The organism is Jatrophihabitans sp. GAS493, from assembly GCF_900230215.1.
Taxonomy (GTDB): Bacteria; Actinomycetota; Actinomycetes; order Mycobacteriales; family Jatrophihabitantaceae; genus MT45.
This window is the reverse complement of record NZ_LT907982.1, coordinates 182,214-206,116: the sequence shown is the minus strand read 5'-3', so window position 1 is coordinate 206,116 and position 23,903 is coordinate 182,214. Positions and strand designations below refer to the sequence as shown.

Sequence of the window (23,903 nt, the reverse complement as noted above, 5' to 3'; positions counted from 1 at the left end):
GGTTCAGCTGCGGTTAATCGACGATCGCGCGCGTCGGGCGGCCGATCGGACCGAGCCGGTTCGCGTCGATGCGCTGCGGTGCGATAGCGGTGACGAGCGGCGCCTCCGTTGCTGCCTCCGTAGCCGCCGCCGTGGTCACCGCGGTAGCCGTGGATGTCGTGATGAAGTCGTGGACCGCCTCCCGCGACATCGGGCGGGAGAGCAGATACCCCTGAATGCTCTGGCACTCCAGCCGGGAGAGCGTCTCGCGCTGCGAGAGCTGCTCGACCCCCTCGGCGATGGTGCTGAGGTTGAGGTCGTGGGCCAGTCGCACGATCGTCTGGACGAACGCGCTGCCCTCGCTCTCGGGATCCTCCAGCGGGTCGATGAAGGACTTGTCGATCTTGAGGATGTCGACCGGGAATTGCTGCAGGTAACTCAGCGACGAGTAACCGGTGCCGAAGTCGTCGATGGCGATCCGGATCCCCATCTGCTTCAGCTCCGAGAGCGTCTGCGCCGCCTGCTTTGGGTTGAGCATGAGGACGCTCTCGGTGATCTCCAGGACGAGGCGCTCCGATCCGAGCCCGCTGCCGGCCAGCGCGGCCGCGACGTGAGCGACCAGTTCGGGGTCCTGCAACTGACGACCCGAGAGGTTTACCGAGATGGTCAGGTCGGTCGTCGAGACCCAGTTCGCCGCCTCGATGCAGGCCTGCTGCAGGATCCAGGCCCCGAGCGTCCGGATGAAGCCCGTCTCCTCCGCGAGTGGGATGAAGCGCAGCGGCGGGAGCAGGCCGAGCGTCGGGTGCTCCCATCGGACCAGCGCCTCGAAGCCCTCCAGCCGCCCATCGTGCAGCGACACCTGGGGCTCGTACTGCAGGAAGAAGTGGCCCGACTCGAGTGAACTCTGAAAGGAGTTCGTGACGGTCAGCTGGTCGACCAGGCGCAGCCGCATCGACGTCTCGAAGATCGCCCACCGGTCCTTGCCGGCCGCCTTGGCCTCGTACATGGCGGTGTCGGCCTCACTGATCAGCAGTTCGCTGGTCGTGTCACAGCTTGCGAAGGCGAGCCCGACGCTGACGGAGAGGGCGATCTCGCGCCCGGCGATCATCGCCGGCTGGCGTAGCGCCTCGACGATCCGCTCGGCCAGTTGCGTCGCCGCCCCCGGTTCGGCCAGCCCGGCGAAGAGGATCGCGAACTCGTCACCTCCGAGGCGGGCCACCGTGTGCTGGCCGCCGGTCACCTCGGTCAGACGCTGGCTGGCGATGATCAGGAAGGCGTCGCCGACCTGATGACCGAGACTGTCGTTCACCTCTTTGAACTGGTCCAGGTCGCAGATACAGAGCGCCAACGAGCCAACTTCGGCGGCGGTGGCCAGCGCCGTCTCGACCTCCTGCTGCAGGAAGGCCCGGTTGGCCAAGCCGGTCAGGCTGTCGTGGAAGGCGAGGTAGCGCAGATCGGTCTCCAGCGCCTGCTGGGTGGCCAGTGCCTCCTGCAGGGAGTCGGTGTGGCTGTGCAGCAGCCGGTTCTGGCTACGAATCCGGATGAACAGCCAGCAGACCCGCAGCACGACCAAGCCGAAGAGGATGCCTTCGGCGCAGCTGAGGACCGCGACATCGACCTGGAAGTCGAAGATGCTGCCGAGGAACAGGATGGCCGGGGACATGAACCCGGCCATCGCGACCAGAGGCACCCAGCGCCGGACCCGCAGCCCGGAGTCGGTGGCCTCGACCAGAGTCCGCTGCGAGGTCGGGTGCAGCGCGGAGGTGGCGAACATGACGTAGGCGAAGAGCATGACGACGCCGGCGGCGCTGCCGGCGTGGCTGTTGTGCCGCATCGTCATGACCCGGCCAATGGCGGTGGCCAGGAAGAGCCCGAGGATCGCGGCGAGCAGGAAGCGTTCCGATGCCCGCCGGGTGACCCCGGCCAGGATCGCGCCGGTCGCGGTGAAGAGCACCCCCAGGTTGATCAGGGGATAGGCCATCGCGACCACTTTGGCCGTGATGCTCAGGGACGGATCGTGGGCGTAGCCGCTGAGGATGACCTGCCAGGCGAGGCAGAAGACACCCAGGTAGACCACCGCCGAATCGGCGTGACGTTCGCGCGAGACGGCCAGACCCCGGGAGCGACTCATCCGCATGATGCCGAGGAAGAAGAGGAGGTAGCCGCTGAGCCGGAGCACATCGATGAAAGTGAAGGCGCCGGGAACCTGGTGGCGTAGGAGGTCGTCGATGCTGAAAAACAGGGTGGCGCTGATGAAGCATCCGCACGAGGCGGCCAGCAGCCGCCAGCCCAGGCGCATCGAGGACGGCTGATGCTGCACGGCCAGCACAACGCAGACGACGCAGACGACGGCGACGATCAGCAGCAGCAGCGCCCGGCCGAGGCCGGCTGGCAGCGCGAGGTAGCTTGCGCAGGCTAAGAGGCCTAGCGCAAGGGCCCACTTCCACGTCGCTTGCCGCACGTTGTGCTCCTGTCGAGATGCCCGGCTGCCCCCCGATAGGCAACGGTCGCTGTGGTGCGAGACCGCCCCCAGCGGCCGCATACCTCTCTCATCGGCCTCGCGCCGCGCTTCTTGAGGTTTCGCTGAGGGACGGCGACCGGAGCTAGCTGCGCCCGGCGCCCGCAGGCTCGACGGGGCCAGTCAACTCGGCCAGTTGGGCGTCCGACGGGATGACCGTCTCGGAGAGCCCGACCCGGCTGTGCAGTCTCCGCAGCGGCGCCGGGGCCCACCAGTTCGCCTCCCCGGCCACCTTCATGAACGCGGGAACCAGAATTCCTCGAATGACCGTCGCGTCGAGCACGATCGCGATCGCCGTGCCGATTCCGAAGAGCTGCAGGAAGCTCACGTGGCTGGTACCGAAGGCGAAGAAGGTCACTGAGAGCAGCAGGGCCGCCGTGCTCACGATGCGTCCGGTGCGGGCCAGACCGGCCGCGACCGCCTCGGTGTTCGAGGCTCCGTGGTCGTGCTCCTCCTTGATCCGCGACAGCAGGAAGACTTCGTAGTCCATCGAGAGACCGAACGCGATGCAGAACAGCAGTACCGGCATCGAGGTGTTGATCGGGGTTGGGGTGAAGCCGAGCAGGGACGAGAAATGTCCCTCCTGGAAGATCCACACCATCGCTCCGAAGACCGCCGAGAGGCTCAGGGCGTTCAGCAGCAGCGCCTTGATCGGCAGCACCACGCTGCCGGTGAAGAGGAAGAGCAGCACGAAGGTGGTCACCGCGATCCAGAGCAGCGCCCACGGCAGTCGGGATCCGATTGCGTCCTTGGAGTCGACGAGCTGGGCCGGCGCACCACCGACCCGGACCTGGGTTCCGGCCGGTGCGGCCACCGACCGGATCGTCGTGACGAGCTGCTGCGCCGCGGCGGAAGCCCCGTCGGTCGGGCCGGTCACCACCAGATAGCGCGCGTCGGAACGGGCCAGTTGCGGCGCCGACGCCGGGGTGAGCTGCCCCGCCCGCCACAGCCCGTCCGGGGCCTGAACCGAGGTGACACCGGTGATTGCGGAGACCCGGGCGGCATAGGCGTCGAGCGAGTTCTGCTCGGCCGGTCCGTCGATGACGACGTAGAGGTTGGCTGCGGCGTTGCCCGGGAAGTCACTGCGCAGCGCGTCACCAACCTGTCGGCTGGCCAGCGTGGTCGGCAGCGCTCGGTCATCCGGCGTCGAGAAGACGATCTTGAGGAACGGGCTGCCCATCACGAGCAGCAGCGCGATCACCGGCAGGGCGATCAGGACGGGGTGGCGCATGACAGTGGTTGCCGTACGGCGCCAGAAGGCGCTCTCCTGCGACGCCGGTCGGATTGGTCGACGCCGAATCACCCGCCCGGAGTTCACCCGCTCGCCCAGCCAGCTGAGCAGGGCGGGGAGCGTGATGAGCGCCGAGAGCATGGCGATGAGCACCACCCCGATCCCGGCGTAGGCGAAGGAACGTAGGAAATACAAGGGGAAGATCACCATCGCGGCCAGCGCGACGGCGACCGTCGCCGAGCTGAAGATGACGGTTCGCCCGGCCGTGTGCAGGGTGCGGGCGATGGCGGCTTCGGTCTCCGAGCCCGCGGCCACCTCCTCGCGGAAGCGGTTCACGATGAGCAGTGAGTAGTCGATGGCCAAGCCCAGTCCAAGCGCGGTGGTCAGGTTGATGGCGTAGGTCGAGACATCGGTGACGTGGCCGAGCAGGCTGAGCTCGGCGAAGGTGCCGGCGATCGCGACGAGTCCGATGCCCAGCGGCAGCAGTGCGGCGACCAGGCTGCCGAAGGCCAGGATGAGCAGCAGCAGCGTGATCGGGACGGCGATACCCTCGGCAATTCCGAGGTCTTTTCCGACTTGTGCGGTGACGTCGTGGTTCACCCCGAGCTGGCCACCGGCGCGCACCTGGATCGTGGCATCGGTTCGTGCGTAGTCGTCGATGATCCGCTGGGCGGCCTTGAAGGAGGCGTCGTCGTCACCCTCGACGTGCATCGTCACCAGGGCCGAGTCGCCGGCGCGGGTACGTAGCGAGTCGGAGTGGGTCGACCAGTAGGAGGTGATGGTGCCGACGTCGCCGGTGCTGCGCAGGTTCTCGGTGAGCGTGCCGACGGCCGAGACGACGGCCGGGTCGTCGAGGTGCCCCCCGGCGACCGGCGTCACCAGCATGATCAGGTTGGTCTGCCCGCCGAACTTGGTGTCGAGCAGGTGCTGGGCCTGACTGGAGTCAGACCGTGGGTCGTCGAAGCCGCCGACCTTCAAGACCGAGAACGCGCCGGCGGCCAGCGCCGCGAAGGCGACGAGTACGGCAGCGGAGAGAGCCAGCACTAGGCGCCGGCGGTGAAAAACGAGGTGAGCCAAACGATCGATCATGATGTCCTCCGGGCCTGCCGCGGATTTGCGGGAACAGCGTTTGTCTTGTGAACAGTGTTCTCACTGGGCGCACGTCTGTCAAGAGCATTGTTCTAAAAGTGTTCACTGTTCACTTCGTGTTAGGCTCGCTGAATGATTGGTCCGGCAACTACCGCAACCGTGAGCCGGCGTGACCGTGTGCGCGCCGAGACCACGGCGGAGATCAAGCAACTGGCGTGGGAGGTGATGGCCGAGTCCGGCCCGGCCGGGCTCTCGCTGCGAGCGGTGGCCCGTCAGATGGGCATGGCACCGTCGGCCCTCTATCGCTATTTCCCCAGCCGCGACGACCTGCTCACGGCGCTGATCATCGAGGGCTTCGACTCGCTCGGGGCTGCGCTACAGGAGGCCTATGCGCGGTCTCGGGCGCAGACGCCGAAATTGCCGGCGACGGAGGTCTTCGTCGTGGTCGCGAAGTCCTACCGGCAGTGGGCGCTGGAGCACCCCACTCCGTACGGCCTCATCTTCGGATCAGCGGTGCCCGGCTACACCGGCACCGAGGCGACCACCGAGGCCTCGATGCGCTCGGTGGGTGCGCTGATGCAGACCATGCTGGACCTGGTGGCCGAGGGAAGATTGGCGGTGGATCGAATCACGCCCAGGCTGACGCCGGAGCTCGTCGACGAGCTCAACGGCTGGGTTGACTGCACCGACGGAAAGCTGCCGGTCGCCGCGCTGGCCGCCGCGATGGACTGCTACGCCACCCTGCACGGTGTGCTGAGTCTCGAGGTGAATCGGCACCTGCCGGCGTCGCTCAGCAGCAGTTCGGCCCTCTTCGAGTTCGCCATCCGCGACGTGCTGGAGCGCATCTCGCTGTAGCTGGCACTGCGAACCCGCCGTCGGTGTCCGCTACGAATTGCGCAGGGCGTCGATGAGCTCGCTCTTGCGCATTGATGAGCGGCCGTCGATGCCGATCTCGGCGGCCCGTCTGCGCAGGCGCTCGACCGTCCAGTCGTCGTAGCTCGGCGAGGCGCCACCCTTGCGACCGATCGCGCTGCGGCTGGTGTTGGCGGCGGCGTTGGCGATCCGGGCTGACTTGGCCTTCGAGTTGCCCTCGTCGCGCAGCTTCTCGTAGAGCGGCTTGTCCTTGACGCTGGGGCCCGGCGTGCGGGCCCTGGTACCGGTGGGCATGGCGATTTCCCTTCTGATGGAACTGCTCATGAACTGACTGCTTCATACCCAGATGGGCGCGATCACTACAGTCGATCTCATGACCGACCTTCGCGAACTTCCGCTCACCACCCTCTCCGGTGAATCCACCACCTTCGGCCAGTTGGCCGCCGACCGCGTCACCCTCGTTGTGAACGTCGCCAGCAAATGCGGACTCACCCCGCAGTACAGCAAGCTCGAGGCGCTGCAGGACGAACTCAGTGGCCGGGGCTTCACCGTGCTGGGCTTTCCCTGCAACCAGTTCGGCGGCCAGGAACCGGGCACGTCCGAGGAGATCGCCGAGTTCTGCTCAGCGACCTACGGCGTCACCTTCCCGCTCACCTCGAAGGTCGACGTGAACGGCGAGGGACGCGATGACGTCTACGGCGTGCTCACCGAGACACCCGACGCCGACGGGGAGGCCGGCGACATCCAGTGGAACTTCGAGAAGTTCCTGGTCGGTCGTGATGGCGCGGTGCTGGCCCGCTTCCGTCCGCGCACCGAGCCCGACGCGCCCGAGGTTCTCGAAGCGATCAACGCCGCGCTGGCCTGACCTCCCTAACGCCTGACCCCTGACCGACGGGCAGCCGGCTCGGCGCTGATCCGCGTGCCGTGGCCGGATATCGGCGCGGGTCGGCGAGAATCGGGGCGTGCTCGGATGGATCGCGGTCGTCACGGCGACCATGGCGCTGATCGTCGCCGTCTTCGCCGCGTTGAGTACGCGAAACAGCGCCCGTCGAGCCGACGCGTCGTCGGCCCGTGCGCTGGATGCCGCCGAACAGGCGCTGACCGCGGCTGAGGAGGCGGCGGTATCGGTGGTGCGATCGGCCGAGGCGGCTGAGCTGATGGTGGCGATCGAACAACGCCGCGACGCCGCCTACGTGACGCCGTGGACGATCGCCTTCGAGCACGGCGCCGGGTTCGTGCTCATCAACGAGGGTGCCGAGACGGCCTGCGACGTCATCATCAGCGGCCCGATGTTGGAGCGGCTGTCCCAGGAGCTGGGCCCCTGGGAGATCGGGCCTCGTGCGTCGCGGCGCTTCTACGCCGCCGGTGACCTCGGGCCGGGGTCGAAGTGGGCCGAGGTCAGCTGGCGCCGGCCCACGGAGCACGAACTGCGCAGCTGGCGCACCGACCTCCCCTGAACCGCCCTCGCTTTTGGCACACCTGCAGGGACTATCCCTGCAGGTGTGCCAAAAGCGGAGGGTGTTAGGAGGCGACGCGCCCGACCCAGAGGCTGTCCCGGGCCCGGGTCATCGCGACGAACAACTCGCGGCGCTTCTGCTCGCCCCGCTCCCGCCCGATCTCCTCGGGTTCGGGGCGGGTGCGGGATCTCGGACGGTCGTGCACGGGCAGCACGACGTTCTTGAACTCCAGGCCTTTGGCTCGGGCCACCGTCCCCACCTTCACCGCGTCGACCGGGCTGCCCTGGTACTCCGACAGTCGTAGCGACGCGAAACCCGCCTTGCGCAGCAGGGTCTGATAGACGTTCACCTCGAAGTTGGTCGAGCAGAGCACCGCGACATCGGCCGGCCGTTGTCCGGACACGATCAACTGCCCGACCCGCTCCACGACCTGACGGCGGAGCGCGTCGATATTGGCAGCCGACGCGTGATGCACCTCGCCGCCGTCGCGGACCGAGAGCACCTCACGCCGACCCGTCTCAGCCGACCCCTCCAGATCGTCGAACTCGTCGCCGGCAACCACCTTCGTCGCTTCGTCAATGATTTTCGAGGCATTCCGGTAGTTGACTCGCAGCACCGTCGAGCGCCCCGCCACCGAGATCCCGGCTTCGGCCAGCGTGTAGCCGCCGGGATACATCTGCTGCTGACCGTCGCCGACGACCAGCAGTCGTGTGCCTTCGCTGGAGATCTCTCGCAGTAGGCGGACGGCCTGGCAGTTCAGATCCTGCACCTCGTCGGCGATGACGGCCGCGTACGGCGTGGCGAGGGGTCGCTGGCGCAGCTCGTCGAGGGCCAGCGTGAGCAGGTCGTTGTAGTCCAGGCGCCCGGCTGCCCGAAGCTGGTCGTCGTAGTCGCAGTAGAGCATCCAGACCGCTTCCCGCTGCTTCCCGACCAGTCGGGTGCGCCGCCCGACGCGCACCAGGTCGCGGTAGTCGGAGTAGTCGACGATGCCGCGGCCCTTGATGACGCAGTCGATCTCCTCCTTCCAGTAGGTGGAGCTGACGCCGATCTCGCCCAGGCAGGAGCGCTTCCCCTGACGGGCCCAGGCGCGGTTGTAGGCCAGCTGCGCGAACTTCGGGTCCACCTGCAGGTGCAGGCCCCGTTCGGTGAGTCGCCGCGACGCCCAGGCGTGCAGATTGATGAACTCCACCCGGCCGCTGGTGGCGGGTGAGAGCCGCTGATAAAGCCCGCGCAGCACCGGCGGGAGTGTGTTGATGAACGACGTCACCAGCACCGGCCCGGGTAGCGATTCGGCCAGATAGGCCGCACGATGCAGGGCGACGACGGTCTTGCCGGTGCCGGCCGCGCCCCGGATGCGCGCCGGCCCGCTTCCGATGCGCCGCACCAGGCGCACTTGCTCCGGATGCAGGAAGGTCATCCACTCCTCGATCGGAGCCAGACTCGCCTCGCGGATGAGGGCCGCCTCCAGCGCCCCGGAATCGAAGAGCGAGTTGTCGAAGAGCGACGCTTGGGTCTGGCGGGCCATCGGCCGGGGAACGACAGAAGCGGTCGGCTCGGCGGTGGCCGGCTCGGCGGCGTTCAGCTCGTGCGGCGGGAAGCTCGCCCCGACGACTCGGCAGAGTGCACCCACCTGGATCGGGGTCAGTCGCGAGCCGCGGCGGACCATCCATGGGATGAGGGAGTGCTGATCGAGGATCTTCACCCGACCGATTTCGCTGTCGGCGCCGTGGCGGCCAGTGAAGACCACGATCGGCACCACTTCGAGCGGGGCCAGGCCGATCTCGCCGGTCACGTCGGCCACGAGTTCGGCGGTTCGAGCGACCCGGTCGAGATCCTCCTGAGCGTCCACCTGGCCGCGTAGCAATCGCCCGTCTACGACGGCTGGATCGCGCCAGGCCTTCACATCGATGACAAGCACGCCGCCCGGCCCGATGTGAATCAGGTCGATGTTCGCTCGCGACCCGGGCCAGCGCCGATCGGTCAGCAGGTGCCACCCGAGGGGTTGCAGCGCGGAGAGCTGCGCCGCGATCTCGGACTCCGACCGCTCGGCGATGGCGAAGTTGTGCATGCGGGTTCGGGCCTCGGTCAGCGCGCGCTCGTAGGCCGCGACCAGCTGTCGTGCCCGTAACGATTCGCGACCAGCGGAGTTACCGGCAGTAGTCGCTCGATTGCGGGAAGGGGTGGTGTGGGGGGTTAAACGATCCATCTCGACTCCCGACTCCCCAGCCGAGAATTAGAGGAGAACACAGATCCAATGCCCGTGCCAGTTGGATGACCAACTCCGGAAGCCGTCCAGCGGTCGAATCTTTCGAGTTAGCGGAATGTTCGATCGGTGTTAGCGTTGACGGGTCACGGAACGTCGTGACTGGTCTGCTGGGGACCATTGATCACTGAAGGGGTCCCCACCATGACCGCCGTCTGGGCCCAGCGGGCCGACACTGCCGACGCGCTCTCGCCCGCTCCGGCCAACCACCCACGTACCTTCGCTGCTCGCGTCCTGCGGGTGCGCGACGATCGAGCCTGGTGCATCGGTCCAGCCGGTGAAGACACCATCGACGCGCAGCTCGACCTCCTCGGCCCGCTCTGGCGCAGTGTTCCCATCCGGGCCCGTGGGCTCGAGCACCAAGTCGAAGCGCCGTCGGTGCGAGTCCGGGGCGCCGACGATGTCGACCGGATGGTGGTCGGCCCTGGCGGTGTCTTCACCATCAGCGCCAAAGATCACCCGCACTCCGATGTCTGGGTGAGCGGTCGAACCTTCGTCGTCGACGGCCAGCGGATGTCTTATGTCCGCAACAATCGCAACGCGGCCCGCCGGGCCGCCAGCTGGCTCAGTGCCAGCACCGGGATGTTCGTCGACGTCCGGTCGGTGATCTCCGTCGGCGGTGCCCAGCTGGGGTTCACGGTGGCCGAACAGCCCGAGCACGGACTCGTCCACGTGGTGGCCCGGATGCAGCTCGCCGACTTCCTGACTCAGCGCACTGAGGTGCTCGGCTATGCGTCCATCGAACGGATCGTGGACGCGGCCAGACGGCGGATGGACCCAATCGGCTGGTGAGTGATGGTGCGTAGGTCACCCGCCGCCGGACCCGTCATGTTTTCCGGCGGCCCGGCCCTATGCTCGGGCTATGGAGCTGCCAGTCGCCGGGCCGAGTTCGGTCTCCCTGCACGGTCATGACCTCGCCTACCTCGACAGCGGTACCGGCCCCAACCTGCTGCTGGTGCACGGTCTGCTCAGCTCCAACCGCACCTGGGCCGGGGTGATCGACGACCTCGATGACGAGTATCGACTCATCGCGCCGGATCTCTTCGGGCACGGCACTTCCGCCAAGCCACGCGGTGACTACTCGCTCGGGGCGCATGCCGCGACTCTGCGAGACCTGATCGACCGCCTCGATATCGACCGGGTGACCCTGGTCGGGCACTCCCTGGGTGGCGGGATCGCCATGCAGTTCTGCTACCTCTTCCCCGAGCGGGTGGAGCGGCTGGTGCTCGTCTCCAGTGGTGGGTTGGGTCGCGCCGTTAGCCCGCTGCTGCGCTCGGCCACCCTCCCAGGCGCGGAGTGGGTGCTGCCGCTGATCGCCGCGGGTTGGATTCGGGGCACAACTGAAGCCGTCGGCCGCACGCTGGCCAAGGTCGGTCTGCGGGCCAGTTCGGATATGGCGGAGGCCTGGTATGGCTTCACGCAGCTGGGTGACGCCGAGAGTCGGCGGGCGTTCCTGGCCACCACGCGCGCGGTGATCGACCCGGGTGGACAGACGATCAGCGCGCACGAGCACCTGCCGCTGGCTCTCGACATTCGCTGCCTCATCGCCTGGGGGGCCCGCGACCCGATCATCCCGGTCGAGCACGCCGTCGCGGCGCACGAGGCGATCGAGGGGAGCCGGCTGGAGATCTTCGAGCGGGCCGGTCACTTCCCCCATCTGGACGAGCCCCGCCGGTTCGCCCGGTTGCTCAGCGACTTCGTCGCCGAATAGCCAGCGACTTCGTCGCCGAATAGCCAGCGACTTCGTCGCCGAATAGCCAGCGAGTCAGCGAACCTACTGGGGGACCTTGGCGCTGATCGGGCGGAAGCCGGCCCCGTTCGGCGGTACCGGGGTGATCGTCATGCTCGTGTAGATCGTCGAACCCGCTGACGGGCCGGGTGCGGCCAGGGCGACCGTGGCCGGCTCGGTGACGATTGTGCCGGCCGCGCAGTTCGGGATGCAGTTGTTCTCGCCGAGCATGCCGGTTCCGATCGCGGCGGCATCGCTCCAGGACGACCAGACGATCCGGTTGAAGATGATGCTGCCGTCCCCGCAGGTCAGGTTCAGCTCGGTCGGCTCGGTGGCCGCCGTGCCACCAGCGCAGTCGATCACCAGCACGTGGGCGATCTCTGCCCCCACGGAGGATTGGAGTGACGCCGGTGCCGCTCCCGACCCGTGGCCGGCGTCGTCGCTCTGCTGGTGGCGGATCAGCAGACCGGCTGCGATGGCCAGCAGAACCACCCCCGCGGCGGTGACGAACGCCCAGCGGCGGCCACGCCGCGACCCGTTGACCATGGTGTCGGTCGACGGTGCCATGCGTTCTCCCAGGGCCACTGCGCATCACCTGCGCTAGCAGATAGTCGCACAGTTGCACCCGGCTCGGCGCCTGTTATTGGTCGCAGCCGGATAACACTTTGCTACATCTCAGGTGGCGTCACTTCGACCGGCTGGGTGGCGGCGGATTCGGTCGCACCCGTCTCGGTGGCCGCCTTCTCGGACGCAGCCTTTTCGCTCTTGGCCTTCTCCTTCGCAGCCTTCTCTTTCGCAGCCTTCTCGTTCGCAGCCTTCTCGTTCTCGGCCTGCGCGGCGGCGACGGCTCGGGCCTGGTACTTGGCCGCGGTCTTCTTCCGTCCGGGAATGGCATAGGGAGTGCCGACCCGGATCTCGGCGACGGTACGGCGCATCAGGGAGATGGCGCTCTCACCCGGCTGCGGCTGCCCGCCGGAGGGCTCGAAGTATTCGATCTTCACACGCGGCCGCTTCGGGAAGCGGACCAGATCAACCGATCCGACGACCCGGCAGCAGACCACGTAGACGTCGGGAACGGCCAGAGCCAGGCGCCCGGCGCCGCTGTGGGCCCGGGTCACCGCGCCTCGGGAGACGGTTCCCTCGGGGAAGACTCCGATGCAGGCGCCGTCCCGTAGCACTGCGGCTGCGGCGTCCATCGCCTTCGCGTCGCCGCGACCGCGTTCGATCGGGATCTGCCCCATCCCGTCCAGCACCTTGGCCAGTGCCTTGTTCTTCCAGAGCTCGGATTTGGCCAGCGCGCGGATCTGCCGGTGCTTCACCGCCGAGACGCCGATGACCACCGGATCCCATTGGCTATCGTGGTTGGCGACGATCAACAGCGGGCCGGGCCGGTCGAGCAGTTCCACGCCGGTGACCTCCAGTCGTCCCCAGCGGCGGACAATCGGTCCAGCAATCCCCATCGCAACGCGGTAGGTGCGGGTCAAAGCAACTCCAGTCATGGCTGCAATGATCGCAGTGCGCAAAACCGTGGGCAACATCGCCTGAAGCAGGAGACGTACCGAAGACCATGCCGGAGAAGTCGAGCAGTACATCGCAGACGCCGATGACGGATGTGACCGCGCAGCAATTGGCGGTGGAGCAGGAGCACCTGAGCCTGCTGTACTCCCACCTCGACGCCCTGCGCGAGCAGGCCGCAACCTCGCTGGACGTGGCGACCCGCAACCCGACCACCGGAACACCGGCGGCTCGCTCCGAACGGGAGGCCTTCATCCGCCTCTACGCGGGCCGGGTGTCGCAGCTGCAGGCGGTGGAGCAGCGGCTCTGCTTCGGACGCCTGGACATGGTGGACGGCCTGCGGCGCTACATCGGCCGGATCGGAATCGCCGATGACGAGCGCAACGAACTTCTGGTCGACTGGCGGGCGCCGGCGGCCGAACCGTTCTATCAGGCCACCGCCGCGCACCCCCGCGGCATCGTGCGGCGCCGTCAGCTCAGCACCGGGAGTCGGCGGGTGACCGGGCTGCAGGACGAGATCCTGGACCTCGCTGCGTTCGAGGCCAACGGGGTCGACGGCGGCCAGATCGTCATCGGCGAGGGTGCCCTCTTCGCCAGCCTGGACGCTTCTCGCAGTGGCCGGATGCGCGACATCGTCGCCACCATCCAGGCCGATCAGGATCGGGCCATCCGGGCCCCGCTGGCCGGCGTCTTCGTCGTCCAGGGCGGACCGGGCACCGGCAAGACCGCGGTCGCCCTGCACCGGACCGCCTTCCTGCTCTACGCCAACCGCGATCGAATCTCCCGCAGCGGTGTCCTGCTGGTCGGCCCGAACCGGGTCTTTCTGCGCTACATCGAGCAGGTGCTCCCCGCCCTCGGCGAGTCCGAGGCGGTCCTGATGGCTACTCCGGGAGAGCTCTTCCCGGGCGTGCGGACCGACGTTTCGGACGCACCGGAGGTGGCGGCGCTGAAGGCGGACCTGCGTATGGTGCGGGTCATCTCCGAGGCGGTGCGCCGGCGGCAACGTCTGCTGGAGCGCGCTCGCCCGCTCGACATCGACGGCACCGGAATCAACCTGGAGCCCGAGGACGTGCGGCATGCGCGGGAGAAGGCCCGGCGCTCGTCGCAGCGACACAATCAGGCCCGCACCGTCTTCGTCAAGGAGGTGCTCCGAGCGCTGGTCCGGCAGCTGGCCGACGCCCGCGGTGTCGAGCTCGACGCCGATGCCCGGGCGACGCTGATGGCCGAGCTCTACGAGTCGCGGGACGTGCGCCGCGAGATCAACCTGCTGTGGCTGCCGATCAGCGCCGAGCGGCTGCTGCGTGACCTGTACGCCGACGCCGACTACCGCATCCCGGCAACCCGTTCACTGCGTGGCGCGGAGCGGGATCTGCTGCGCCGCGACCGCAGCGCGCCCTGGACGGTGTCGGATGTCCCGTTGCTCGACGAGGCAGCCGAACTGCTCGGCCCGGACGAGTCGAAGCTCTATGCCGACAACAGTGAGGCGGTGGCCGCGGCTGAGCGGAAGGCCGAGGTCGAGTACGCCGACGCCGTACAGGACACCTTTGGCGGAAAGGACTTCATCACCGCCGAGGAGCTGGCCGAGCGTTACCAGGAGACGGTGACGCTGGGCAGTGTCGCCGACCGCGCGGCCGGTGATCGTGAGTGGAGCTTCGGACACATCGTCGTCGACGAGGCCCAGGAACTGTCGGCGATGATGTGGCGGTTGCTGATGCGACGCACCTCGTCCCGCTCGATGACGCTGGTCGGTGACACGGCGCAGACCGGGGCGCTGGCCGGCGCCGACTCCTGGGGCGACGTGCTCCGGCCGCACGTCGGCGATCGCTGGCAGCTGGCCAAGCTGACCGTCAACTACCGGACCCCGGGCCTGATCATGGACGTCGCGGGTGCGGTCGTGCACGCGGCCGGGCTGCCGGTCGACGTGCCGACCTCTGCCCGTCCGGGCGAGCAAGCACCGGAGTACACGAAAATTACAGGGGATTCGGCCCGCTCCCCGGTGCTGGCCGAGGTCGTCGCCGACGTCTGGAAACAGGTCGGTGACGGTACGGTCGCGGTGATCACCTCCCGGGCGGCGCACTCGAGTGCCACCGCGACGGTAACGGCCCTGCTCGGGCCGGAGGCGGTGACCGCGGATACCTCGGCGCTCGGATCGCCGGTGTCGGTGCTGACGGTGGCTGACGCCAAGGGACTGGAGTTCGACGCCGTGGTGCTCGTCGAGCCGTCAGCGATCGTCGCTGAGTCGCCACGGGGCGTGAACGATCTCTACGTGGCGCTCACTCGCCCGACCAAGCGTCTGAGCGTGGTCCACTCCAGCGGCCTGCCAGCCGGAATGGGCTGATCGCGGCCCGGCTGCTTGGGCCGCACGCTCCAGGGTGAGCCGGCGATCTTCGCCCTTCAGCCTTGCGGGCACCGAAATGGCCCGAAATCAGTGCCCGCAAGGGTGGAAGGCGAAGATCACGGCCGAAGCGGCCGCCGGTGGCGCGTGCCGCTGGCCCGGTTAGCGGACCGTCGGCGGCAGGTGCTTGGCCAGTTGGCGCACGAGCTGGCTGCGGGCCGGTGCGTCGTACTCGCCTTCGGTCTGCACCATCCGCACTGTGGCGTTGAGGTTGCGGACGTGCACATCGTCGATATCGATCGTGCCGATCCATGGGAAGACGCCGTCGACGATGCACAGCAGCGCCTGCACCGGAACGTCGGCAAACGCCTCGTTCTGCTCGAGCGCCGTGCGCACGGCATAGACCTGGCGGTTCATCGCGCTGATCAGCGCGGTCTTGTCGCGGGAGCCGACGACGAGGCGGCTGTGCACCGGAACGAACAGGCCGCCGCCCCGGCGCACGTCGATCTTGGCGTTGGCGTAGGACTTGGCCACAATCACGAAGACGCCACTCGGTCCGATGACGATGTGGTCGATGCTCGTGCGGGAGCCGAGGATGCGGCGATCGTCGAGCACCTGCAGGGTGTCCTGGTGCTGGGCGAGCCGCTTGGCCAGGCGCTGCTCGTGCTCGGCGACCCACTGCTCCATGCCCGGGGCGTCGGCCCGGTCACTGAAGAGCGCGTCCAGGGCGGCCTCTTCCGCGTCGGCCACACAGACCAGGCAGCGGACGACGAATGCGGAGCGGTCCCAGCCGGCTTCCTCACCGGCGACCATTCGCGTGCCACAGCCGCAGGTGGTGTTGCGACGAAGCACCAAGGTCTTGATGTTTGGTGGTCGCGTGATGCGGTGCACAGATGCGAGTGACATGTTTCTAGCTCCTCGTTGTGGACGCTGGGATGACGCCCCAGCGCCCGCTATTGCATGCAAAGTATTGAACATTCGAATGCCGTGCACAAGTTGAAACTGAGGTTTTCCCAGGAGGCACCTCGTACATCTGGTACCTAGTACCGATGGTGGTACCCGGGTAGCACTCAAGTGCGCTTGTCAAAGATTTACCCAGCGTGTTCTTCGGTAAACGATCGGCTCAGCCGGCCCTCAGCGCGGGCACCGTCAGACCGCAGCCGCCGGCGAGGTCGCACTCGGTAGGCTGGTCTCGTGATGGAGACTCTGGAACCGGGCTGGGAAGCCGAGGTTCGCCGGTTGGCGACCGAACGCGACGCGGTCATCCTCGCCCACAACTACATGCTCCCCGAGATCCAGGACATCGCCGACCATGTCGGTGACTCGCTCGCTCTCTCGCGTATCGCGGCCCGAGCGTCGCAGCGGGAGATCATCTTCTGCGGCGTGCACTTCATGGCGGAGACGGCGAAGCTGCTCGCGCCGCAGAAGCGGGTGATCATCCCCGACGCCGCCGCCGGCTGCTCGCTGGCCGACACCATCGACGCCGATCAGCTGCGGGCCTGGAAGGGCGAGCACCCGGGCGCGGTGGTGGTCGCCTACGTGAACACCACTGCCGCGGTGAAGGCCGAGACCGACATCTGCTGCACCTCCTCCAATGCCGTCGACGTGGTGGCCTCGATTCCGGCCGACCGCGAGGTGCTCTTCCTGCCCGACCAGTTCCTCGGCGCGCACGTCAAACGGGAGACCGGCCGCGAAAACATGCATATCTGGATGGGGGAGTGCCACGTGCACGCCGGCATCAACGGCGGCCATCTGAAGGAGACGATCGAGGCCGATCCCGACGCCGACGTCTTCGTTCACCCTGAATGCGGGTGCGCGACCTCCGCGCTCTACCTCGTCGGGGCCGGAGTGGTGCCCCGCGAGCGGGTCAAGATCCTCTCGACCGGTGGGATGCTCGACGCGGCTCGGGAGACGAAGGCCAAGCGGGTGCTGGTAGCGACCGAGATCGGCATGCTGCACCAGCTCACGCTGGCCAATCCGGCGGCGGAGTTCGCGCCGGTGAACCCGCGGGCCTCCTGCAAGTACATGAAGATGATCACCCCGGCCAAACTGCTCAATGCCCTGCGTTTCGGCGAGGTCGAGGTCGAGATCGAACCGGAGATGGCTTCTCGCGCCCGCTCGGCGGTCGAGCGGATGATCGAGATCGGGAACCCGTCGATCGGTGGCGAATAGCGCCGAGGGCGGCGCCGGGAAATTTCGCTGTTAGATATCGCACGGAGCTGGGAATCGTGCCAGCATGACTTCACCGAGCAGCGCCTTCGCGGCCGAATCCCACATCTCCTACTCCGAGCAGCTGCGGGCCGAAGCTGAGGCCGCGCACCATGCCGAGAATCGCGTACGGGCGGTGCGGGTCGTCGCCGGCCTCTGCACCGACGTCACCGAGTGCAAGGAGTTGCTGTCGATCCTCGGCCTCGACCGCGCCGACGTCACCAAGGCCGTGGGTGAGATTCGCCAGTCGGCGGCCGACCCCAAGCCGCGCAGCAAGTCTTCAGCGGCGTAGCCGCCGATCGGCCAGCGGCGTAGCCGCCGATCGGCCAGCGGCGTAGCCGAATGCCGGCGGTTGGTTACTCCGGCAGCAGGCGCAGTGAGCCGAGGGCCGAGCGGATCCCCTCCGGTACCGGCACCGGCCGCCGACTCTGCGCGTCCACATAGACGTGCACGAAGCGCCCGACGGCGACCGGCTCTACGCCCCCGGTGAAGAGCGCCAACCGGTAGACGACACTCGAACGGCCCAGCTTGATGAGGCCGACGCCGGCCGTCACCACTGAGGGGAAGGTCAGCTCGGCGAAGTACTGGCAGGACGTCTCGACGACCAGGCCGATCTCGTCGAGCCGGCGGATGTCGGTGCCGGTCGCCTCTATGAGCCAGCCATTCACCGCTGTGTCGAAGAGCGAGTAGTGCACGACGTTGTTGACGTGGCCGTAGATGTCCACGTCCGCCCAGCGGGTGGGAAGCTCACGCAGCACCGCGAAATCCCCGCGCCGAAGTTCGCGAACCGGTGAGGACGGCGTCGCGGGCGCAGACGCGTCGGTCACGAGTCCGAACTCGACTTCCAGAGGTTGATGCCACCCTCCACGGCGTGCCCGTCGATGGCCGCCAGCTCATCGGCACTGAACTCGAGGTTCTGCAGGGCGGCCAGGTTATCCTCCAGCTGAGCCACGCTGCTGGCCCCGACCAGGACCGAGGTGACCCGCTCGTCGCGCAGGCACCAGGCCAGTGCGAGCTGGGCCAGCGACTGGCCACGGGCCGCCGCGAGGTCATTCAGTGCCCGGATGTGGGTGAGGTTCTGCTCGCTGAGCAGCTCGGGGTCCAGTGACTTGTCCTGGGCCATCCGGGACTCGGCCGGAATGCCGTCCAGGTATTTCGAGGTGAGCATCCCCTGGGCCAATGGGGAGAAGGCGATCAGCCCGATGCCTTCCTGTCCGACCGTATCGAGGAGGTCCTCCTCGATCCAGCGATTGAGCAGCGAGTATGACGGTTGGTGGATGAGCACCGGAGTGCCCAGTTCGCGCAGGATGCGGACGGCTTCGGCCGTGCGTTCGCCGGAGTAGGAGGAGATTCCGGCGTAGAGCGCCTTCCCCTGTCGCACCGCCGTGTCGAGGGCGCCGAGCGTCTCCTCCAGCGGGGTCTGCGGGTCGAAGCGGTGGGAGTAGAAGACGTCGACGTAGTCGACGCCCATCCGGCTCAGCGACTGATCCAGGCTGGCCAGCAGGTACTTGCGGGAGCCGTTGTCCCCGTACGGCCCGGGCCACATGTCGTAGCCGGCCTTGGTGGAGAGGAAGAGCTCGTCGCGGTAGGGGCGGAAGTCGTCGCGGTAGTGACGTCCGAAGTTGGTCTCGGCACTGCCGTACGGCGGCCCGTAGTTGTTGGCGAGATCGAAGTGGGTGATGCCGGCATCGAAGGCCCGGCGCAGGATCGCCCGCTGTACGTCGAACGCCTTGTCGTCGCCGAAGTTGTGCCACAGCCCGAGTGAGATGGCGGGTAGCAACACACCACTGCGGCCACAACGGCGGTAGGTCATCGTGTCGTACCGGTCGGGGGCAGCTAAATAGGTCACCGGCTCACCATATGACCCACGACATGACGGTGCCCCACCAGGCACGTGGCCGGCGGGGCAGCGTCTTGCTGATTTGGCTACTCAGGCCGTGGGCAGCACGTGATCCTTGAACTGTTCGCGCAGCGTCTTCTTGCTGAACTTGCCGACGCTCGTCTTCGGGATCTCATCGACGAATACCACCTCGTCGGGCAGCTGCCACTTGTCGACCGTCTTGGCCAGGAAGTCCAGGATCTCCTGTGGCTCCAGCTCCTCGCCCGGCTTCAGCACGACGCATGCGAAGGGACGCTCCATCCACTTCGGGTGCGGCAGCGCAATGACCGCAGCCTCGGCCACCGCCGGGTGGGCCATGATCTGGTTCTCCAGATCCACCGAGCTGATCCACTCGCCGCCGGACTTCACCAGGTCCTTGGTGCGGTCGACCAGGCGCATGTAGCCGTACTCGGAGATCGCGGCGACGTCGCCGGTACGCAGCCAGCCGTCCGGGGAGAACTGCTCCCCTGGCTCGTCGGTGCGGTAGTACTGGCTGGCGACCCAGGCACCGCGTACCTCGAGCTCACCGGTCGCCTCGTCGTTCCAAGGCTGCGGTTCGCGGGTCTCCTCATCGACGATTCGCATCTCGAAGCCGGGCAGCGCGATACCGGCCGTGGCCCGGATATCGGCCTTCTGATCGTCGGTGTAGTCATCGAAGATCGCCCGCAGGCTCGAGACCGAACCGACTGGCGAAGTCTCGGTCATGCCCCAGCCCTGGGTGATCGGCAGGCCGATCGCCTCACGCCACTGCTCGGAGAGGAACTTCGGCACCGCCGACCCGCCGCAGAGGACTTCGCGCAGGCTGGAGAGGTCGAAATCCTTCAGCAGCGGAACCATGCCCATCCAGATGGTGGGGACTCCGGCCGAGAGGGTGACCTTCTCCGACTCGATGAGGCTGAGGATTCCCTTCGGGCTGAGGTCCGGTCCGGGCATCACCAGGGACGCGCCGGCCAACACGGAGGAGTATGCGTAACCCCAGGCATTGGCGTGGAACATCGGAACGACCGGGAGCATGACATCGCGCTCGGTGAGCCCGAGGGTCGCGGCGTTGAGGGTTGCGTTCGCGTGCAGCCAGTTGGAGCGGTGGCTGTAGAGAACCCCCTTTGGATTGCCGGTGGTTCCGGTCGTGTAGCACAGAGCCGCGGCCTGGCGCTCGTTGTCGACCCGGTCGATGAGGTCAATCTCGTCGGCTCGGCTCACCGCATCGGCGTAGGTGATGACGCGGGAGTCGTCCGGCAACTCGTTGCCGCCGCCGTCGTCCATCACGATCACGTGCTTCACCGTCGTGAAGCTCGGGAGGTACTTGCTGAAGAGCGGTAGCAGCGAGTTCTCGACGAAGATCGCCTCGTCCTCGGCATGATTGACCGAGTAGATGACGTGCTCCGGGAAGTACCGGATGTTGATGGTGTGCAGAATCCGTCCGGTGCAGGGCGCGGCGTAGTAAACCTGCAGGTGGTTGGCCGAGTTCCAGGCGAAGGTGCCGACCCGCGCCTCTGCGCTCAGCCCCAGGGACTCAAGGACGCCCGCCGTCTTGCGGGTTGCGACGGCCCACTCCGCGAACGTTGTGCGGTCGATTCCGGTCACGGTGCGGGTGGCGATGGTCTTCGACCCGTAGTACTGCTCGCCGCGCTGGAAAATCGAGTTGATCGTCAGAGGTGCGTCTTGCATCAGTCCGTCCATCAGGGCAACCTACTCGGTGCCACGCGCAATATGGAAGGTCTGAGTGACGATGCTTTCAGAACTCACAAAGCCGTGCAGGCCCCGCAAATACGCCGCAACCGATGGATATCGTGGCGCGTTGGTGTCGACGTCCTGAGCGCCGGGCACGTACGCCGTCGGCAGGGCGTGGCTAGCGTCGATGTCGTCGTAGCGGTGCGAGACCGTCACCGTGGTGACGTTGGGCCGATCGGGGTTCACCGCGCCGTCAAGCATCGGCACGATGTCGCTGGAGTTCTCCAACGCCAGGACCTGGACATTCGCTGGCAATTCGCTCACGGTGGCCGCGATCGGTGACCCGGCCGTAATCACGTGGCTGACGTGGAATTCGCCGCTTCGGCTGAGATCCCGGGCGGTGGTCACCGCGACCAGTCCGCCCTGGCTGTGCCCGACCAGCAGCACGTCGTCCCCTGGCCGGACCCCGGCCTGCCGCATGGCCTCGATGACGCCGCGCTCGTAGGTCGTGGTAGCTCCCTCGATGGCCAGCAGGTTGGTGCCGAGGTTCGCCACGTCCGGATTGCCGGCCGACGGTGCCCAGTTGTCCGTCCCCGGGATGTCCACGATGACCCGTCGTGCTCCAGTCGAGGCGGCCACCCCGGGTGCCGAATTCGGCAGTATGTGCACGGCAACATCACCGCCGAAGCCCGGACGTTCGAGTCCGGCCACGAGATCCCCGAGATTGCGCGGCGGCTCGTCGGCCCCGCCGGCTGTACCGGTCTGAGCGTCACGCCGGGTGACGATCGGGTTGCCGTCGCTGAGCAGTTGACTGGCCGTGAATCCGGCACGCAGCGTGGCGACGAAGGGCAGCCGGCCGAGACTCTGCGTTACTGCCGAAACCAGCGCTGGGTCGGCGGTGAGGGTGCGCTGCAGGTCGGCGAGATCGCCCGGTATCGCCTGCCGGCGTCCGGCCAGCCAGTCGTGCTCCAATCGCTCCACGCCCGCAGCCGCCGCCGTGACGGCGCCCGGCAGGGCCCGCAGGGCGTCCAGGTAGGGCTCGCCGGCGTCGGCGAGGCGATCGGCCGCCAGGTAGGCGGCAGCGGCCGAGCGGAGTTCGAATTCGAGTCCGGCCACCCGGGCCGCGCAGCTGAGCAGTCCCGTCGGTCCATCCAGGGCCGACGCAAGGTCCAACTCGAAGTGCGCACCGCCGCGCGGATCGAGGATGCTCGGCACTACCAGTTCGGGTGCGAAGAGCACATAGTGCAGCGACAGTCCGAGCCGCGCGGCGTCGGCCCCGATCGCCGCCAGCGAGTCGGCGGCTGCGATCAGCGAGTCACAGTCGGCGGCGATGCCACCCGGGCCGCCGTGCACTGAGATCGACGAGGCGCCGGTGCGGCAATTGGCGCTGGGTTCAGTCACGGCAGCAGGCCGCCGGCGCGGCGGACGGCGGAGCGGGCCGCCTCTCCGACTGCACTCGCCGCCCCTTCGGCCGCTTCGGCTGCCGCTCGGGCCACCGCGGCGAGCTCGGCCTCGCGGCGCAGTGCGGTGTCAGTGTGCCGGCGGAGGATCTCGGCGGCGTCCAGCAGACGGTCGGCGCATCCGGCCAGGAGCCGGGCCTCGGTGTGCACCAGATCCGCATAGAGGCGGGCCGCCATGGACTCCCAGCGGGGCAACTCGGCTAGCCGGCGGAGTTCACCTGCCCGGCCCCGCAGCGTCGCGGAGTTCCGCTGCAACTGCTGGTCGTAGCGGTGCAGGGCGGGGGCGTCGACTGGTTGCATGGATAGAGCTTGGCCGCCTCGTGGCAGTCGCCACCAGCGGATCGCGTCACCTGTGGACAACCGATCTTGCTGTGGATAAACCGGTGGCTGCGCCGCCACCGGGGGGCCGCCACGATCGCCGGCGCGACGCACGCTGGCGTCCGCGTGTTGCAGCGCCTATAAAGTGAATAACAATGGTGCAATTCGTTATGGTGTCCCTCGTCCAAGAGGCGCCAGGCAGCCGCTAAGCTGTCGGAGTTGCACAGGACGGTTGCGCAGCGTTGTCGCGCCGGGCAGCGTGAGATTTCAGTCCGGAACAGGTACGTACGACAGTCAGGGGAGCAGGGTCGCATGGAGTTCGCACAGGCTTCCTCGGGAGCTGGCGGGTCATCGAGCCCCTCGGACGCCACCGGCTGCCCCGAGCCCAGCGTCGCAGCGACGGCTCCGGAGGGAATCTCGGCCTACCTGCCCGCTGGCGCCAGTGACGAGGTGGTCGGCGGACTTACCCGCCGCGACCGCGAGGTGCTCGCCTTCGAGCGGCAGTGGTGGCGCTACGCCGGCGCCAAGGAGCAGGCGATCCGTGAGCTCTTCGACATGTCGAGTACTCGGTACTACCAGGTGCTGAACACCCTCATCGACACTCCCGCCGCGCTCGCCGCCGACCCGCTGCTGGTCAAGCGCCTGCGCCGACTGCGCGCCAGTCGCCAGCGCCAACGTTCGGCACGTCGTCTGGGAATTGACGTATAAACTGGAGCTATATGTCGCACATAGCTCCTGAACGACCGGCCAAGCGCCGATTCGACCGCATCGCAGGCTCTCTCCTCGCCCTCATCGGCATCGCCGCGGCGGCCGTCGCGATAGTGGCACTGCATCACCCCAACGGCCGCTCGGTGGCCGCCGCGAAGCAGAGCATCGTGACCGATTCGGCCGGCAACGAGGTCGCCACCGACTCGGTGCCGGTGACCACGACCACCCCGGCTACCCCGACTACGGCATCCCTGAGCGCCTCCAGCCCCTCCACATCGGGCAGCGCCTCCTCGTCGGCCGGATCGACCACCCTGACGAACTCCAAGTCGATACCTCTGGTCGTGCTCAACAACACAACCCAGACCGGGCTGGCCCAGACGGCTCGCAGTCGCTTCGTCTCCGGCGGGTGGACCGTTAGCTCGGTGGGGAACCTCACCAACAACATCGCCTCGACCGTCGTCTATTACGACCCCAGCGATCCGGCCAACGAAGCCGCCGCGAAGGCGCTGCAGGGGCAATTCCCAGCGATCAAACGGGTGAAGGAGAAGTTCGACGGTCTACCCAGCGGCCCGCTGATCGTCGTGCTGACCCCCGACTACACCTCCTGACCGGCCTCGAAGCCGTCGCAGCGGGTGGCCGCCACCCCGTCGACGCGGCTCCGATCGGAAAT

Annotated in this window: 22 protein-coding genes; 10 read left to right on the top strand and 12 right to left on the bottom strand. The window is 67.7% G+C overall.

What is annotated here, in order from left to right; genetic code table 11:
* Nucleotides 1–13: 13 nt before the first annotated feature.
* Nucleotides 14–2,440, bottom strand: coding sequence for a bifunctional diguanylate cyclase/phosphodiesterase (locus tag CPH63_RS00895; RefSeq protein ID WP_172892129.1), 2,427 nt, complete (start codon nt 2,438–2,440; stop codon nt 14–16).
* Nucleotides 2,441–2,582: 142 nt separating this feature from the next.
* Nucleotides 2,583–4,817, bottom strand: a complete 2,235-nt coding sequence (locus CPH63_RS00890) for an MMPL family transporter (RefSeq protein ID WP_096301157.1) — start codon at nt 4,815–4,817, stop codon at nt 2,583–2,585.
* A gap of 132 nt (nt 4,818–4,949) precedes the next feature.
* Here CPH63_RS00890 and CPH63_RS00885 point away from each other — a divergent pair, with 132 nt between their 5' ends.
* Nucleotides 4,950–5,672, top strand: a complete 723-nt coding sequence (locus tag CPH63_RS00885; protein ID WP_096301156.1) for a TetR/AcrR family transcriptional regulator — start codon at nt 4,950–4,952, stop codon at nt 5,670–5,672.
* A 30-nt stretch (nt 5,673–5,702) separates the two neighbouring features.
* Here CPH63_RS00885 and CPH63_RS00880 read toward each other — a convergent pair whose 3' ends face one another.
* Entirely contained in the window at nt 5,703–5,984 is a 282-nt protein-coding gene (locus tag CPH63_RS00880; RefSeq protein WP_096301155.1) for a Rho termination factor N-terminal domain-containing protein, read from the bottom strand.
* A gap of 79 nt (nt 5,985–6,063) precedes the next feature.
* On the opposite strand from CPH63_RS00880, the gene CPH63_RS00875 reads away from it, so the two are divergent.
* Nucleotides 6,064–6,555, top strand: a complete 492-nt coding sequence (locus CPH63_RS00875) for a glutathione peroxidase (protein ID WP_096304856.1) — start codon at nt 6,064–6,066, stop codon at nt 6,553–6,555.
* 97 nt (nt 6,556–6,652) lie between these two features.
* Nucleotides 6,653–7,147, top strand: a complete 495-nt coding sequence (locus tag CPH63_RS00870; protein WP_096301154.1) for a hypothetical protein — start codon at nt 6,653–6,655, stop codon at nt 7,145–7,147.
* 64 nt (nt 7,148–7,211) lie between these two features.
* Here the strand turns inward: CPH63_RS00870 and CPH63_RS00865 are convergent, their stop codons facing one another.
* Nucleotides 7,212–9,353 carry a nuclease-related domain-containing DEAD/DEAH box helicase gene (locus CPH63_RS00865; RefSeq protein WP_096301153.1) on the bottom strand — a complete coding sequence of 714 codons (2,142 nt, stop codon included), beginning with the start codon at nt 9,351–9,353 and terminating at the stop codon, nt 7,212–7,214.
* Between the two features lie 201 nt (nt 9,354–9,554).
* On the opposite strand from CPH63_RS00865, the gene CPH63_RS00860 reads away from it, so the two are divergent.
* Entirely contained in the window at nt 9,555–10,202 is a 648-nt protein-coding gene (locus tag CPH63_RS00860) for a hypothetical protein (RefSeq protein WP_096301152.1), read from the top strand.
* Nucleotides 10,203–10,272: 70 nt separating this feature from the next.
* Nucleotides 10,273–11,121, top strand: a complete 849-nt coding sequence (locus CPH63_RS00855) for an alpha/beta fold hydrolase (protein ID WP_096301151.1) — start codon at nt 10,273–10,275, stop codon at nt 11,119–11,121.
* 63 nt (nt 11,122–11,184) lie between these two features.
* Here CPH63_RS00855 and CPH63_RS00850 read toward each other — a convergent pair whose 3' ends face one another.
* A complete protein-coding gene (locus CPH63_RS00850; RefSeq protein ID WP_096301150.1) occupies nt 11,185–11,706 on the bottom strand; it encodes a hypothetical protein in 522 nt (173 codons plus the stop codon).
* 101 nt (nt 11,707–11,807) lie between these two features.
* Complete coding sequence (locus CPH63_RS00845; protein ID WP_096301149.1) at nt 11,808–12,638, bottom strand: 1-acyl-sn-glycerol-3-phosphate acyltransferase; 831 nt, start codon at nt 12,636–12,638, stop codon at nt 11,808–11,810.
* A 104-nt stretch (nt 12,639–12,742) separates the two neighbouring features.
* On the opposite strand from CPH63_RS00845, the gene CPH63_RS00840 reads away from it, so the two are divergent.
* The gene (locus tag CPH63_RS00840; RefSeq protein WP_096304855.1) at nt 12,743–14,992 is read left to right on the top strand and encodes an ATP-binding domain-containing protein; all 2,250 of its coding nucleotides are present in this window, start codon (nt 12,743–12,745) and stop codon (nt 14,990–14,992) included.
* Between the two features lie 159 nt (nt 14,993–15,151).
* Here the strand turns inward: CPH63_RS00840 and CPH63_RS00835 are convergent, their stop codons facing one another.
* The gene (locus CPH63_RS00835; protein WP_157749185.1) at nt 15,152–15,895 is read right to left on the bottom strand and encodes a nuclease-related domain-containing protein; all 744 of its coding nucleotides are present in this window, start codon (nt 15,893–15,895) and stop codon (nt 15,152–15,154) included.
* Nucleotides 15,896–16,186: 291 nt separating this feature from the next.
* Between CPH63_RS00835 and nadA the strand changes: the two genes are divergently transcribed.
* Both nadA and CPH63_RS00825 read left to right on the top strand, forming a co-directional pair.
* A complete protein-coding gene (gene nadA, locus CPH63_RS00830) occupies nt 16,187–17,161 on the top strand; it encodes a quinolinate synthase NadA (protein ID WP_096301147.1) in 975 nt (324 codons plus the stop codon).
* 64 nt (nt 17,162–17,225) lie between these two features.
* The gene (locus tag CPH63_RS00825) at nt 17,226–17,489 is read left to right on the top strand and encodes a hypothetical protein (RefSeq protein ID WP_096301146.1); all 264 of its coding nucleotides are present in this window, start codon (nt 17,226–17,228) and stop codon (nt 17,487–17,489) included.
* A gap of 64 nt (nt 17,490–17,553) precedes the next feature.
* Here the strand turns inward: CPH63_RS00825 and CPH63_RS00820 are convergent, their stop codons facing one another.
* From CPH63_RS00820 to CPH63_RS00800, 5 genes are all read right to left on the bottom strand, one after another.
* On the bottom strand, nt 17,554–18,024 hold the full coding sequence (locus CPH63_RS00820) for a thioesterase family protein (RefSeq protein WP_096301145.1): 471 nt from the start codon (nt 18,022–18,024) through the stop codon (nt 17,554–17,556).
* On the bottom strand, nt 18,021–19,046 hold the full coding sequence (mgrA, locus tag CPH63_RS00815; RefSeq protein WP_096301144.1) for an L-glyceraldehyde 3-phosphate reductase: 1,026 nt from the start codon (nt 19,044–19,046) through the stop codon (nt 18,021–18,023). The genes CPH63_RS00820 and mgrA overlap by 4 nt, the downstream gene beginning before the upstream one ends.
* Nucleotides 19,047–19,127: 81 nt before the next feature.
* Nucleotides 19,128–20,744: a long-chain fatty acid--CoA ligase gene (locus tag CPH63_RS00810; RefSeq protein ID WP_197704512.1), complete on the bottom strand. Its 1,617-nt coding sequence runs from the start codon at nt 20,742–20,744 to the stop codon at nt 19,128–19,130.
* Nucleotides 20,745–20,765: 21 nt separating this feature from the next.
* Nucleotides 20,766–22,148 (bottom strand): hypothetical protein, encoded by a 1,383-nt coding sequence (locus CPH63_RS00805; protein ID WP_096301142.1) that lies wholly within the window; start codon nt 22,146–22,148, stop codon nt 20,766–20,768.
* Nucleotides 22,145–22,507: a hypothetical protein gene (locus tag CPH63_RS00800; protein ID WP_096301141.1), complete on the bottom strand. Its 363-nt coding sequence runs from the start codon at nt 22,505–22,507 to the stop codon at nt 22,145–22,147. The genes CPH63_RS00805 and CPH63_RS00800 overlap by 4 nt, the downstream gene beginning before the upstream one ends.
* A 444-nt stretch (nt 22,508–22,951) precedes the next feature.
* Between CPH63_RS00800 and CPH63_RS00795 the strand changes: the two genes are divergently transcribed.
* Nucleotides 22,952–23,233, top strand: a complete 282-nt coding sequence (locus tag CPH63_RS00795; protein WP_371364810.1) for a DUF3263 domain-containing protein — start codon at nt 22,952–22,954, stop codon at nt 23,231–23,233.
* Nucleotides 23,234–23,244: 11 nt separating this feature from the next.
* Nucleotides 23,245–23,841: a LytR C-terminal domain-containing protein gene (locus tag CPH63_RS00790; RefSeq protein WP_096301139.1), complete on the top strand. Its 597-nt coding sequence runs from the start codon at nt 23,245–23,247 to the stop codon at nt 23,839–23,841.
* Nucleotides 23,842–23,903: the final 62 nt, after the last annotated feature.